The organism is Pseudoalteromonas sp. 20-MNA-CIBAN-0454 (assembly GCF_040308685.1).
Taxonomy (GTDB): domain Bacteria; phylum Pseudomonadota; class Gammaproteobacteria; order Enterobacterales; family Alteromonadaceae; genus Pseudoalteromonas; species Pseudoalteromonas nigrifaciens.
In genome coordinates this window covers 35136-49633 of the sequence record NZ_JBEOOB010000008.1, presented here as the reverse complement: position 1 = coordinate 49633, position 14498 = coordinate 35136, and the positions used below count along the sequence as shown (strand labels likewise).

At 39.3% G+C, this 14498-nt stretch carries 13 protein-coding genes; 11 read left to right on the top strand and 2 right to left on the bottom strand.

Annotated elements, in window-relative coordinates; translation table 11 throughout:
* Positions 1-2: 2 nt before the first annotated feature.
* The 10 genes from gyrA to AAEZ22_RS05545 all read left to right on the top strand — a co-directional run bounded on the left by gyrA (position 3) and on the right by AAEZ22_RS05545 (position 10977).
* Positions 3-2702: a DNA topoisomerase (ATP-hydrolyzing) subunit A gene (gene gyrA, locus AAEZ22_RS05590; RefSeq protein WP_011328101.1), complete on the top strand. Its 2700-nt coding sequence runs from the start codon at positions 3-5 to the stop codon at positions 2700-2702.
* Between the two features lie 324 nt (positions 2703-3026).
* Positions 3027-4109, top strand: coding sequence for a 3-phosphoserine/phosphohydroxythreonine transaminase (gene serC, locus AAEZ22_RS05585; RefSeq protein ID WP_011328102.1), 1083 nt, complete (start codon positions 3027-3029; stop codon positions 4107-4109).
* On the top strand, positions 4109-5386 hold the full coding sequence (gene aroA, locus AAEZ22_RS05580) for a 3-phosphoshikimate 1-carboxyvinyltransferase (RefSeq protein WP_011328103.1): 1278 nt from the start codon (positions 4109-4111) through the stop codon (positions 5384-5386). Before serC ends, aroA begins: the two co-directional genes overlap by 1 nt.
* Positions 5387-5491: 105 nt before the next feature.
* On the top strand, positions 5492-6202 hold the full coding sequence (cmk, locus tag AAEZ22_RS05575) for a (d)CMP kinase (RefSeq protein WP_011328104.1): 711 nt from the start codon (positions 5492-5494) through the stop codon (positions 6200-6202).
* Between the two features lie 95 nt (positions 6203-6297).
* Positions 6298-7965 carry a 30S ribosomal protein S1 gene (rpsA, locus tag AAEZ22_RS05570; RefSeq protein WP_011328105.1) on the top strand — a complete coding sequence of 556 codons (1668 nt, stop codon included), beginning with the start codon at positions 6298-6300 and terminating at the stop codon, positions 7963-7965.
* A gap of 63 nt (positions 7966-8028) precedes the next feature.
* Positions 8029-8316 (top strand): integration host factor subunit beta, encoded by a 288-nt coding sequence (ihfB, locus tag AAEZ22_RS05565; protein WP_011328106.1) that lies wholly within the window; start codon positions 8029-8031, stop codon positions 8314-8316.
* Between the two features lie 22 nt (positions 8317-8338).
* A complete protein-coding gene (locus AAEZ22_RS05560) occupies positions 8339-8620 on the top strand; it encodes a lipopolysaccharide assembly protein LapA domain-containing protein (RefSeq protein WP_086996069.1) in 282 nt (93 codons plus the stop codon).
* A gap of 2 nt (positions 8621-8622) precedes the next feature.
* Positions 8623-9759: a lipopolysaccharide assembly protein LapB gene (gene lapB, locus AAEZ22_RS05555; protein ID WP_086996072.1), complete on the top strand. Its 1137-nt coding sequence runs from the start codon at positions 8623-8625 to the stop codon at positions 9757-9759.
* A gap of 45 nt (positions 9760-9804) precedes the next feature.
* Positions 9805-10509 carry an orotidine-5'-phosphate decarboxylase gene (pyrF, locus tag AAEZ22_RS05550; protein ID WP_011328109.1) on the top strand — a complete coding sequence of 235 codons (705 nt, stop codon included), beginning with the start codon at positions 9805-9807 and terminating at the stop codon, positions 10507-10509.
* A gap of 93 nt (positions 10510-10602) precedes the next feature.
* A complete protein-coding gene (locus tag AAEZ22_RS05545) occupies positions 10603-10977 on the top strand; it encodes a hypothetical protein (RefSeq protein ID WP_182677664.1) in 375 nt (124 codons plus the stop codon).
* 65 nt (positions 10978-11042) lie between these two features.
* Here AAEZ22_RS05545 and AAEZ22_RS05540 read toward each other — a convergent pair whose 3' ends face one another.
* Together AAEZ22_RS05540 and AAEZ22_RS05535 are read right to left on the bottom strand one after the other, a co-directional pair.
* Positions 11043-11873, bottom strand: coding sequence for a CvfB family protein (locus AAEZ22_RS05540; RefSeq protein WP_058373336.1), 831 nt, complete (start codon positions 11871-11873; stop codon positions 11043-11045).
* A 2-nt stretch (positions 11874-11875) separates the two neighbouring features.
* The gene (locus AAEZ22_RS05535; RefSeq protein WP_011328112.1) at positions 11876-13198 is read right to left on the bottom strand and encodes a DEAD/DEAH box helicase; all 1323 of its coding nucleotides are present in this window, start codon (positions 13196-13198) and stop codon (positions 11876-11878) included.
* A 196-nt stretch (positions 13199-13394) separates the two neighbouring features.
* Between AAEZ22_RS05535 and trhO the strand changes: the two genes are divergently transcribed.
* A complete protein-coding gene (trhO, locus tag AAEZ22_RS05530) occupies positions 13395-14402 on the top strand; it encodes an oxygen-dependent tRNA uridine(34) hydroxylase TrhO (RefSeq protein WP_011328113.1) in 1008 nt (335 codons plus the stop codon).
* Positions 14403-14498 lie beyond the last annotated feature (96 nt).

The window sequence follows — 14498 nt, the reverse complement described above, 5'->3', positions numbered from 1 at the left end:
CAATGACTGATCTCGCCCATGGCATTCTGCCAGTCAATATTGAAGACGAGTTAAAAAACTCCTACTTAGATTACGCAATGAGCGTAATTGTAGGACGTGCATTACCAGACGTGCGTGATGGCTTAAAACCTGTTCACCGCCGCGTTTTGTTTGCAATGAACGAGCTTAGTAATGATTGGAACAAGCCTTACAAAAAATCGGCACGTGTTGTCGGTGACGTAATCGGTAAATACCACCCACACGGCGATAGTGCTGTTTACGACACTATAGTACGTATGGCACAGCCATTCTCACTGCGTTATATGCTAGTAGATGGTCAAGGTAACTTCGGTTCGGTTGATGGTGATTCAGCAGCGGCAATGCGTTATACAGAAGTACGTATGGCAAAAATGTCGCATGAATTATTAGCCGATCTTGAAAAAGAAACGGTTGATTTCGTTCCTAACTACGACGGCACTGAGCAAATCCCTGACGTTTTACCAACCAGAGTTCCTAACTTATTAGTAAACGGTTCATCGGGTATTGCGGTAGGTATGGCAACAAACATTCCACCTCATAACTTAACTGAAGTGGTAAATGGCTGTTTAGCACTCATTCAAAACCCTGAATTATCTATTTTAGAGTTAATGGATTATATCCCGGGCCCAGATTTTCCAACTGCTGCAATTATCAACGGTAAAAAAGGCATAGAGCAAGCCTATTTAACTGGCCGTGGTAAAGTGTACATGCGTGCCCGCGCTGAAATAGAAGTAGATGAAAAAACGCATCGTGAAACTATCATTGTTCACGAAATACCTTATCAAGTTAACAAAGCGCGCCTAATTGAAAAAATTGCCGAGCTGGTTAAAGATAAAAAAATTGAAGGTATTAGTGCACTACGTGATGAATCAGATAAAGACGGTATGCGTATCGTTATTGAGATTAAACGTGGTGACGTAGGCGAAGTTATTTTAAATAATTTATATGCGCAAACGCAGTTACAAACTGTGTTTGGTATGAATATGGTTGCGTTAATTAACAACCAGCCTAAGTGCTTTAATTTAAAAGAAATGCTTGAAGAGTTTATTATTCACCGCCGTGAAGTAGTAACTCGTCGTACTGTTTTTGATTTACGCAAAGCGCGTGACCGTGCACATATGCTAGAAGGTTTAGCAATTGCACTGGCAAACATCGACCCAATTATTGAGCTTATTCGTAATTCACCAACACCTGCTGAAGCAAAAGTTGCTTTAACAGCGCGTTCGTGGGAATTAGGTAACGTAAAAGCCATGCTTGATAAAGCAGGCGAAGACAACGTTGCCCGCCCAGATTGGTTAGCTGCTGAGTTAGGTATTCGCGATGGTCAATACTTTATTTCTGAGCAACAAGCTCAAGCAATCCTAGATTTACGCTTACATAAGCTAACGGGTTTAGAACACGAAAAGATTCTAACTGAATACCAATCGTTATTAGATTTAATTGCTGAGCTTTTACATATTTTGGCAACACCAGAGCGTTTAATGGAAGTTATTCGCGATGAGTTAGTTGAAATTAAAGCGCAATATGGTGATGAGCGTCGTACTGAAATAAATGCCGCAGCACACGATATCAGCCTTGAAGATTTAATTACCGAAGAAAACGTAGTAGTAACGCTTTCTCACGAAGGTTATGTTAAGTATCAGGCTCTGTCTGATTACGAAGCGCAGCGTCGTGGTGGTAAAGGTAAATCGGCAACGAAGATGAAAGATGAAGATTTCATTGAACGTTTATTAGTTGCTAATACGCACGATACTATATTGTGTTTCTCAACGGCTGGTCGTTTATATTGGCTTAAAGTGTATCAGTTACCACTTGCAAGTCGTGCAGCGCGCGGCAAACCAATTGTTAACTTATTACCACTTGAGGCAGATGAACGTATTACCGCTATATTACCAGTACGCGAGTATGCAGAAGATAAATACATCTTTATGGCAACCGCATTTGGTACAGTGAAGAAAACACCACTAACGGCATACAGTCGTCAACGTGCAAGCGGTATTATTGCGGTTAACCTAAATGAAGGCGATAGCCTAATTGGTGTTGATGTTACCGATGGCAGCAACGAAATTATGTTGTTTACCGATGCGGGTAAAGTAGTACGCTTTAAAGAAGCAGAAGAAACAACGGTTGTTGATGAAAACGGTAACCCAGTACTAGACGAAGAAGGTAACCCTGAGATTCGCTTTAAAGGTGTTCGTCCTATGGGCCGTACAGCTACAGGTGTTCGTGGTATTAAAATGCCTGAAGGACAACGCGTAGTATCGTTAATTGTGCCTAAAACAGATGGTGCTATTTTAACCGTGACTGAAAACGGCTACGGTAAACGTACTTTACTTGAAGACTACCCAGCGAAGAGTCGTGCGACTCAAGGTGTAGTGTCTATTAAAGTAAGTGAGCGTAATGGTGCGGTTGTAGGTGCTGTACAAGTTGATGATAACGATGAAATAATGATTATTTCAAATCGTGGTACCTTAGTACGAACTCGCGTTAATGAAGTTTCTACGGTTGGACGTAACACGCAAGGTGTTATTTTGATCAGAACTATTGACGAAGAGCAAGTAGTTGGTTTACAACGTATAGAAGAGATTGAAGTTACCGAAAGTGACTTAATTGATATCGAAGACGTCGAAACAGTTGATACGGTTATTGATGAAGTAGCGGATGATAATCCTCCTTCAGAATAATTGAGATTAAAAAAGCGGCCTTGGCCGCTTTTTTTAATGGTGTTGAATAAAATTAATATTAATAATACTGCGCAATAAAATAATTTTTACACTAGCAAAAAGACTCAATTGCAAGACGTTAATTTATATATATAGTTGTTCTCAGTAATTGTTTTATATTGCTCTGTTTGCTGCATTAATGCAGCTTTATAGGTAATGAAGGCTTTAATACTATGAGTGAGGCTATAGCCCACTTAATGATCACAGCTTTAATTTAATGTGTATAACCTGATTGAATGGTAATCGGGTGTATAATTTTTTAATTACTGGAATGAGGAAAAGGTAATGAGTAAGTATAATTTTTGTGCGGGGCCGGCCATGTTACCGCCAGCAGTAATGAAAAAAGCACAACAAGAATTTATAGATTGGCAAGGTTTGGGTGTATCGGTGATGGAAATGAGTCACCGTAGTAAAGAGTTTTTAGCGCTCACTAAAAAATGTGAAGCGAGCCTGCGTCGTTTAATGAATATTAGCGATGAATTTGAAGTGCTGTTTATGCATGGTGGCGGTCGCGGTCAATTTAGTGCTGTGCCATTAAATTTACATCAGGAAAATAAATCAGCGGTTTACTGCGAAAACGGCGTATGGTCAAAAAGTGCAACGGATGAAGCAAATAAGTTTACCCAAACTACTGCTATCGATGTCCGTAACGATACCGATGGTCAATTTTCGATTAAAGCAGTGGCTGACTGGCAGTTGCCTGCAGATGCGTCGTACATTCACTATTGCCCTAACGAAACCGTTGATGGCTTAGAGATTTTTGATGTACCGAGTCATCCAACAGCGCCAATTATTGCAGATATGTCGTCAACTATTTTATCGCGTGAAATTGACGTTAATCAATTTGATTTAATTTACGCTGGCGCACAAAAAAATATAGGTCCTTCGGGCATTGCAATCGTTATCGTACGTAAAACATTACTAGCACGTGAAGGGCTTCCTAAACCAGGTATTTTAGATTATGCACTAGAGGCCAAGCAGGGCAGTATGTTTAATACGCCACCAACATTTGCATGGTATTTAGCGGCTGAAGTATTCCAATGGCTTGAGCAAAATGGTGGTGTAAAAGCCATGGAAGCACAAAATATTGCAAAAGCTGAACTACTTTATAATTTTATCGATAATTCTGATTTTTATTCTAATAAAGTAGCTAAGCATAGTCGCTCGCGTATGAACGTCCCTTTTTGGTTAAATGATGAAAGCTTAAACAGTAAGTTTGTTGCTCAATCAAACGAAGCAGGCTTGCTAGCACTCGAAGGCCATAGAATTGTAGGTGGAATGCGCGCCAGTATTTACAACGCAATGCCACTTGAGGGCGTGCAAGCGCTTGTTGATTTTATGGCTGCTTTTGCAAAGGAAAATAGCTAATGGAACAATTACGCTTAGAACCTATTTCGCGTGTTAATGGCAGCGTCACTCTGCCGGGTTCAAAAAGCTTATCAAACCGTATATTGTTATTAGCGGCATTAGCAAATGGCACTACTGTTGTTGAAAACTTACTTGATAGCGACGATATACGCCATATGTTGGGCGCGTTACAATTATTAGGTGTTAACGTTAGTTTAAACCAAGAGCGAACAGTTGCTACAGTACAAGGTGTTGGTGGGGTATTTAAAACCCCAAGAGAGCCTTTGTTTTTAGGTAATGCAGGCACAGCTTACCGTCCTTTAACCGCTGTACTTGCTGCGGTTGCAGGTGAGTACGAACTGATTGGCGAGCCACGCATGGAAGAGCGCCCAATAGGGCATTTAGTCGATGCGCTGCAAGCACTTGGCGGTGATATTACTTACAGCAAAAATAAAGATTACCCACCGCTTAAAATTATAGGTGGGCAAATTAACGGTGGTGAAGTTGCAATTGACGGCAGTATATCAAGTCAATTTTTAACTGCATTACTAATGGCTGCACCACTGTTTAATGGTGATACCAAAATAACGATTAAAGGCACTTTAGTATCTAAACCCTACATTGATATTACCCTTGATGTAATGGCACGCTTTGGAATAGAAGTTGAGCATAGTAATTATGCAACTTTTACCGTAAAAGGTGGTCAACAGTACCAGTCACTTGAACGTATTATGGTTGAAGGCGATGCGTCTTCTGCATCTTACTTTGTAGCTGCAGCTGCAATTGCCGGTGGCGAAATTGAAATTAAAGGGGTTGGTGCTAAATCGGTGCAAGGCGATATTGGCTTTGCTAAAGTAATGGAACAAGTGGGCGCTAAAATAGATTGGTATGATGAGCGTTTAGTTGTTCGTAAAGGCCAATTAAACGGTGTTGATATTGACGCAAATGCCATACCTGATGCAGCAATGACATTAGCCACTGTGGCTCTGTTCGCTAAAGGGCCAACGGCTATTCGTAATATTTATAATTGGCGCGTAAAAGAAACCGATCGACTACACGCTATGGCAACTGAGCTCAGAAAAGTGGGCGCAGAAGTTGTAGAAGGGCACGATTTTATAGAAATCACTCCCCCGAAACACTTTAACGATGTAGCAATTGATACTTACGATGACCATCGCATTGCCATGTGTTTTGCTATGGTTGCCGTAGGTGGAAAGCCAATCACGATTAATGATCCTAAGTGTACTTATAAAACATTTCCGACATTTTTCAATGTATTAGCATCAGTTAGTGAGTAGGTTTTTGATGTTAATTAATAAAAAGTTACACACTAATAGCGATCTATTTAAATAACTGACGTATAATATTGCGGTTTACTTAGGTGTGCATTGTAGGAGGTTTAAATGCAGGCGTTATTAATGCCCGTGATCACCGTAGATGGCCCAAGTGGTTCAGGTAAAGGAACTGTTTGTCGCTTGTTAGCCGAAAAGTTGGGATGGGATGTACTTGATAGTGGCGCAATTTACCGCGTTTTATCTCTAGCGGCACTTCACCATCAAATCGCATTAGATAACGAAGATGCATTAGTTCCCTTAGCTGCTAACTTAGATGTGCAGTTTTTGGTAGATAGTCAAACTAATGCAGCAAAGGTTGTTTTAGAAGGTGAGGATGTAACCACTACAATCCGTAACGAAGAAGTAGGGGCTGCAGCATCAAAAGTAGCAGCACTACCTCGCGTACGCGAAGCGTTATTACGTCGCCAACGCGCATTTAGAACTGAACGAGGTCTAATTGCTGATGGTCGTGATATGGGTACTGTGGTTTTTAAAGATGCACCGCTAAAAATATTTTTAACCGCCAGTGCACAAGAACGCGCCAAACGACGTTTTGTTGAGTTGAATGCTCGCGGTCTTAATGTTACACTGAGTGGTCTATTAAAAGACATTCAAGAGCGTGATGATCGCGATATGAATCGTGCCGTTGCGCCACTTGTGCCTGCAGAGGATGCTATTGAGCTTGATACTAGCGAGCTTAATGCACAGCAAGTATATGATAAGGTATTAACTTTATTGGATACGGCTATCTCTGAAGGTCGGCTTCCTAAACGAAGCTAAACACATTTTATGCACCAGCAGGATGCCAGTGCTATTTTAACAACCCCATGCAGCATGGTTGCTTATTGGTATAATATATAGAGACGTATATTCGTATGTCAGAAAATTTTGCGCAGTTATTTGAAGAAAGCTTAAAGGGTTTTGAAGCAGAGCAAGGCTCTATCGTTAAAGGTACAGTAATCTCAATCGAGAACAACATTGTACTTGTAGATGCTGGTCTTAAATCAGAAAGTGCTATCCCTGCTGAGCAGTTCAAAAATGCTGCTGGTGAACTTGAAGTTGCTGTTGGCGACGAAGTAGATGTTGCACTAGATGCAATTGAAGACGGTTTCGGTGAAACTATCCTTTCTCGTGAGAAAGCGAAGCGTCACGAAGCGTGGATCCGTCTTGAGAAAGCATGTGAAGAGCAAGAAACTGTTACTGGTGTTATCAACGGTAAAGTTAAAGGCGGTTTCACAGTTGAAGTTGATTCAATCCGTGCTTTCCTACCTGGTTCACTTGTTGATGTTCGTCCAGTACGTGACACAACTCACCTTGAAGGCAAAGAGCTTGAATTTAAAGTAATCAAGCTTGATCAAAAACGTAACAACGTTGTTGTTTCACGTCGTGCAGTTATCGAATCTGAAAACTCACAAGAACGTGAAGAGCTTCTTGCTAACCTTGTTGAAGGCCAAGAAGTTAAAGGTATCGTTAAGAACCTTACTGACTACGGTGCATTCGTTGACCTTGGTGGTGTTGATGGTCTACTACACATTACTGATATGGCGTGGAAGCGTGTTAAGCACCCTTCAGAAATCGTTAATGTTGGCGACGAAATCGCAGTTAAAGTTCTTAAATTCGACAAAGATAAAACTCGTGTATCTCTAGGCCTTAAACAGCTTGGCGAAGATCCATGGGCAGCTATCGCTGGTCGTTACCCAGAAGGTTCTAAACTTTCTGGTCGTGTTACTAACCTTACAGATTACGGCTGTTTCGTGGAAATCGAAGAAGGCGTTGAAGGTTTAGTTCACGTTTCTGAAATGGATTGGACTAACAAGAACATCCATCCTTCAAAAGTTGTTAGCCTTGGCGACAGCGTTGAAGTTATGGTTCTTGAAATCGACGAAGAACGTCGTCGTATTTCTCTTGGTCTTAAGCAATGTATTGCTAATCCTTGGCAGGAATTTGCTCGTCTACAAAACAAAGGCGACCAAGTTACTGGTAAGATCAAATCAATCACTGACTTCGGTATCTTTATCGGTCTTGACGGTGGTATTGATGGTCTTGTACACCTTTCAGACATTTCTTGGAATACACCTGGCGAAGACGCTGTACGTGAATTCAAGAAAGGCGACGAAATCACTGCTATCGTATTGCAAGTTGACCCAGAGCGCGAACGTATCTCTCTAGGTGTTAAGCAAATCGAAGCTGACCCATTCAATAACTACCTTGATGCAAACAAAAAAGGTGCTATTGTTAAAGGTAAAGTGACTGAAGTTGATGCTAAAGGCGCAACTATTGAACTTATCGAAGGCGTTGAAGGTTACATCCGTGTAGCTGATATCGCTCAAGAGCGCGTTGAAGATGCAACTACTGTTGTTTCTGTAGGCGACGAAATTGAAGTTAAATATGTTGGTGTTGATCGCAAGAACCGCACTTTAAGCTTATCTGTTAAAGCTCTTTTCGAAGCTGAAGAGAAAGAAGTAATAGAAAAGCTTAAGAAAGACGAGCCAGTGTTTGAAAACGCAATGGCTGCTGCTTTCGCAAATGCACAAAAAGACTAATTAATCAGTCTTTAATTGGAAGGGCAGTTTATGCCCTTCCATTATTTCTTTTAAGGAAATGCTATGACTAAGTCAGAACTGATAGAAACACTTGCACAGCAACACGCACACGTTCCAGTGAAAGATGTTGAAAATGCAGTAAAAGAAATTCTTGAACAAATGGCCGGCTCATTATCTTCTTCAGATCGTATTGAGATCAGAGGTTTTGGTAGTTTTTCTTTGCATTATCGCGCTCCACGTACCGGTCGTAACCCTAAGACTGGCGAAACAGTAGAGCTAGATGGTAAACATGTACCACATTTTAAACCAGGTAAAGAATTACGTGATCGTGTAAACGAAAGCATTGCCTAGTTAACTTATTGGAGTAGGGTACTTGTTTAAGGTATTAAAAATTATTCTGGTTGCACTTTGCTTGATAAGTGCATTTGTATTGGGTTCTCAAAATCCACAATTAGTACAAATAAACTATATTATAGCCAGCAATACATTGCCTTTAGCCGTTATAATAAGTATTTGCTTTTTATTAGGTGTTGTAATTGGTTGTTTTGTAAGCTTTAAATTATTTTCACAACTTAAGTGGCAAAATTATCGTTTAAAAAAACAGTTAGCACCTGAACAAAGTAAAAAAAAGCCTGCTGCTGATAAAGACTCATAATTATGATTGAGCTGTTATTTTTACTACTTCCTGTGGCTGCCGGTTACGGCTGGATAATGGGAAAAAACAGTGCTAAAAATCAAGCTCATCAATTTAATCGGCAGATCACCTCTGAATATAGTAAAGGCTTAAAGTTTTTACTCGACAGGGAAGAAGATCAAGGCCTTGAACATTTAATTAATTTACTAGAAGTTGCAGCTGACTCGGTTGAACATTATTCAACGCTTGCAACTATGTTTCGCCGCAGAGGCGAGCTAGACCGCGCAATAAAAATTCACGAACTCCTTTTAAAACACCCAAGCCTTAATGAGCAACAAGCTGCTGCTAGTCGTTTAGAATTAGCAGAAGATTATGTTATGGCTGGGCTATTAGATAGTGCCGAAGAGCATTTAGTTTGGCTTGTTAAAATGGACCACAGTGAAGCATTAGATCCTATTATCACTCTATATTCGCAAACCCGAGAGTGGCAAAAAGGGATTAATATGTTTGAAGCGCATAGTGAATTATTTTCAAAAGAACAACACTTTAAAGCCATAGCTAACTTTTACTGTGAGCTGGCGTTAAGTGATAATAACCCCTCATTAATGCGCAAAGCCATTAGTTTGAATCATAAAGCGATACGTCCTTTATATGAACTTGGTTTGTCTGCATATACTAAAGAAGACTACGTAAAGGCAATTTACTATTGGCGCGAATTAATTTGCCAATTTACATTTTTTGCTCCTTTATTTGTCGATAAATTAGCACATTGTTATAAGCATCTAAATTTAACTCATCAATTTCATCAGCTGATCAGTGAGTTACTCGACAAAGGTGGCGTGCTAATAAAAATACAACATTGCCAAGCTTTGTTAGAGCAAGGTAATACAGAGCAAGCTTTTGAGTTTTTAACTGATAGCTTAAAGCGCCAACCAACCATACGCGGGTTTAGTTTTTTATTACAACTAATGGGCGCTCAAGATAAAAATACTAAAGAGGTGCTCGACCAAATAGATAAACTGGTCACTTCTTATATTGCCACCAAACCAGACTTTCAATGTCAGCATTGTGGCTTTACTAGTTATACAATTTATTGGAATTGTCCTTCTTGTAAGCATTGGGAAACTACTGTACCAAGCAAGGGCTTAGACGGATTTTAATCTTTTAGTTTTCAAATAACACTTTCGCTATAAAGTAGGATAGTTATGCCTTTCGAAAAATCAAAAAAAATTCTTATTGCACTCGATTACGATGATCAGCAAGCCGCTTTAGACTTTGTAAAACAGCTATCACCCGATTCATGTCGCCTTAAAGTAGGTAAAGAAATGTTTACTTACTTTGGCCCTGCATTTGTAAAAGAGTTAATTGATTTAGGTTTTGATGTATTTTTAGATTTAAAATTTCATGATATTCCTAACACAGTGGCAAAAGCAGTGACTGCGGCGGCAAAAATGGGTGTATGGATGGTTAATGTGCATGCAAGTGGTGGCTTTGAGATGATGAGCAAAGCTAAACAAGCACTAGCTCCATTTGGCGATAAAGCACCATTATTAATTGCTGTTACCGTGCTAACGAGTATGGATGAGACAGAGTTAAAGCGTTTAGGCGTAGAAAAAACACCACAAGAGCAAGTTATTTATTTAGCGAAGTTGGCAAAAGAAGCAGGACTTGATGGTGTTGTTTGCTCTGCTCAAGAAGCACAACAATTAAAAGCAGAGTTAGGCGCAGGCTTTAAGCTAGTAACGCCTGGTATTCGCCCAGTAGGGAGTGATGCTGGCGATCAAAAACGCATTATGACTCCTAAACAAGCTATAGATGCAGGCAGCGATTACTTGGTGATCGGACGTCCAATTACTCAAGCAGACAATCCTGTTGCTGTTTTGGCAGATGTTAATAAATCTATAGAATAATTTAACAAAAGTTCAGACTTTATTGCCAGAACCCTTGCGAGATGTTTGTTTTATGTTACATTAATAAAATCAAAATGCAGTAAGGGTTTTATTTTGAGACTAATGTTAGGTTCTATAGTGATTATTGTTGCTGGATTTTCAGTAAACAAATATGTTTTTTCTAGTAAAGTGTATGATGGAGTAACGACAGTTACGGATATTGTTGCTATATATCCCGTAAATATATTCGATTTTAAACAAACAATGCAAAATTACGCTTATCACCTTTGTTATAAAAATGAGGATAGATTAAGTCAACAGCATGTAACTTCACACGAATGTGTAGATAGCCATGATAGCCTTAAACGAGATTGTGAAGATAAAGTATTTCGTTTAGCGCCATTAAATTTGCAAAATAAAGAAGAAGTGCTCAATTACGCTAAGCAATATACACAATGTACTTTGCCGTATAAATATATTATTGGGTAGTGAAAGGTTAGTTATAAGCGCTAAGTGCAGCACTTAGGCTACACTCAACGCATAATAATAAATTGTTATTTTAAGCGAATGGATTTCGCTTCAATTTCTATTAATCCTAGTTTAAATAATCCACCAATTGCCTTTTTATAATTAGCTTTACTGGTCGAAAATATTTTCTTAATTGTTTCAGGATCAGACTTATCACCTAAAGCAATAACGCCACCTTCCTCTTTTAGCTTTTCCATTATAACATCGCCAAGATTACTAACTTTAGCCATACCTGGTTTTTCTAATACAACGTCAATTTTGCCATCTTCACGCACTTTTTGAATAAAGCCTTTTAGTTTTTGCCCTACAAATAAGCTTTTAAATACCATATTGTAAAAAATAACACCAAAGTGAGATTCTTCAATAAGGACTTTGTAACCAATGTCAGTTTTACCCGCTATGATCAAATCGACTTCTTGTAAATGGGTGTATTGCGGCTCATCTTTAGATAAAAAACGATTAAAGTTATTTGATGCACAAATACGCTTACTGGCATTGTCTAGGTACAAACGCACTAAATACGAATGACCTTCTTGCATACGCGGTTTTTGCTCATTAAACGGCGCTAGTACATCTTTTTCTAAGCCCCAATCTAAAAAGGCACCAATACTATTAATTTCTTTAACACGCAGTAGGGCATATTCACCTACTTGTGCATGAGGCTTTTTAATTGTTGCTGTAGGTAAATTAGCATTATCTAAAAATATAAATACGCTAATGCTATCTCCAGCTTCAAGCTCATGTTTTATTTCTTGTTTTGGTAAAAATACTTCGCCTAAATCGTGGCCGTCTAGGTAAGCACCTTCGTTACTAACTTCTTTTACAAATAAGGTTTGTGTGGTTCCAAGGTAACTCATAATTATTCCTGTTCAGGCTTTTTTCTACGGCGCATAGGAGTATCGCCATCAATATTAATAGGGGCTTTAATGGGTGCAGATGGTTTTTTAGGCTTAGCTTTGCGTTTAAACACTGGCTTTTTAGCTGCTACTGTTTTTTCTGTGGCTAAAACTGCAACTGGTTTCTTTTCTTTAATCCCTTTAAATTTAGCTTTTAAACCATCAACGCTATCAAACTTTAATTCATCATTTAAGAATGCTTTAATTGCTAAATAACTTGGCCAATCTTTAGGGCCTACTAACGACAGTGCGCTGCCTTTAAAACCAGCTCGACCTGTTCGCCCAATTCGGTGAACATATTCTTCAGCGTGTTTAGGTAAATCAAAATTTATAACATGGGTAACACTGAGTAAATCTAAGCCACGTGACGCAACATCTGTGGTTATTAATATTTTGAAGTTTTCGCGGCTAAATGCATCCATAATATCGAGACGCTTATTTTGTGCTAAATCACCTGCTAATGGCTGTGCTTTAAAACCTTTAGCGCAAAGCGCTTCGCTCAAACGGCTGGTATCTGCACGGGTAGCTGTAAATATAATACATTGGCCAACATCGTCTTGATTCAAAAAGTGCTCAAGTAAGGCTTCTTTATGATCAAGATGATCAGCAAGATATAAGCTTTGTTTAATATCTGAGTGTTGCTCGTTTGCAGCGCTGAGCATTATTTGCTTAGGCTTTTTTAATAAGTTGCGTGATAGTGCATCTACTTGTGCATGATCTAGTGTAGCCGAAAACAATAATGTTTGGCGCAGGCGATGATCGGCCAAGTCATTAATCATTTTAAGTTGTTCGGTAAAGCCTAAATCTAGGATACGGTCTGCTTCATCAAAAATAAGCAGCTCAAGACCGCTCAATTGTAACGTACGCTTTGTAAGGTGATCGGCTAGACGACCTGGTGTTGCAACTACAAACTGCGGATCGTTTCTAAGCGCTTTAATTTGGTCATTAAAATTTTCGCCGCCGAGTATTTTTACGGCTTTAATGTTTGTACCTGCGATTAATAAACGCAGTTGTGTAAATACTTGCGTAGCAAGCTCACGTGTCGGAGCAACAATAAGTACCCGAGGATCGCGTTTACTGAGTGCTTTTTGTTTCATTACTCGTTGAACAGCGGGTAATAAAAACGCCAAGGTTTTGCCTGACCCTGTTTTAGACTGGGCGAAAATGTCATGCCCTGCAAGTGCTGTAGGCACTGCATGTGCTTGAATGTCGGTAGGCTGGGTGATCCCTTGGTGTGCTAGTTGTGTTTCAAGGCGATTATCAATCCCAAGATCAGTAAAGTGCAAGGTGTGTTTCTCCAAAATGAGCAAGTTATATCTTAATTCTATCGGCGCATTATAGCCCACAGAGGCGTATGGCTAACAGTAAAATGCAAATTATAAGGCTAATTTTTGCATTTAATCACAAAAAGCGTAAAATACGCGCCCAAGATGCGCCGGATTTACGATTCGGTATATATTAAAAAGCAAAATAGGAATAAATATGACGGCTGTTCATAAAGACAATTTAACCAGCGAGCACTTTATAGTGTGTGCACTGTATAAATTTGTAGCATTACCTGAGTTTGAAGCGCTTAGAAAACCATTACTAGATGTAATGGAGGCAAATGAAGTTCGCGGTACTTTACTAATCGCCTCTGAGGGTATTAATGGTACGGTTTCAGCTAAACGTGCTGGCATAGATAATCTTCTTAAATGGCTTGAACAACAGCCAAGCCTTAATAACATTGTTACTAAAGAATCTTACGATGACGAATGCCCATTTTACCGCACCAAAGTAAAACTAAAAAAAGAAATTGTGACTATGGGGGTTGAGGGCATCGATCCGCTAAAAGTAGTGGGTAGTTATGTTAAGCCAAATGAATGGAACGCATTAATTTCAGACCCAGAAGTGATACTTATAGATACCCGCAACGATTACGAAATTGAAATAGGTACCTTTCAAAACGCAGTTGATCCTAACACCAAAACATTCCGTGAATTTCCGCAGTGGGCTAAAGAAAACCTTGATCCAAGCAAGCATAAAAAAGTAGCTATGTTTTGTACTGGCGGTATCCGCTGTGAAAAATCAACAGCGTATATGAAAGAGCAAGGCTTTGATGAAGTGTACCATCTTGAAGGCGGTATTTTAAAATACCTTGAAGAAGTACCAAAAGATGAAACCATGTGGGAAGGCGAATGTTTTGTATTTGATAATCGTGTAGCGGTTAATCACGACTTACAAAAAGGCTCGTATGACCAATGTCATGCGTGTCGTATGCCAATCACCGAAGACGAAAAGTTAAAAGCTGAATATATGGAAGGCGTGTCGTGTCACCATTGTATTGATAATGTAAGCGATGAGCAGAGAGAACGTTTTGCTGAGCGACAAAAGCAAATAGAGCTTGCACAAGCGCGTGGCGAAGGCCACATTGGTAATGAAGCACAAGCTATTTTACAGCAACGTAAAGAGGCTAAAAACGCTAAAAAACAAGCCCAACGTAGTAAATAATATTTTATTAAATTAATTTAAAAAGAGTCATTATTGACTCTTTTTTTGTATCCACTATATGTTTTAACCTAAGATTGGTAATGTTAGTCTTTAGGT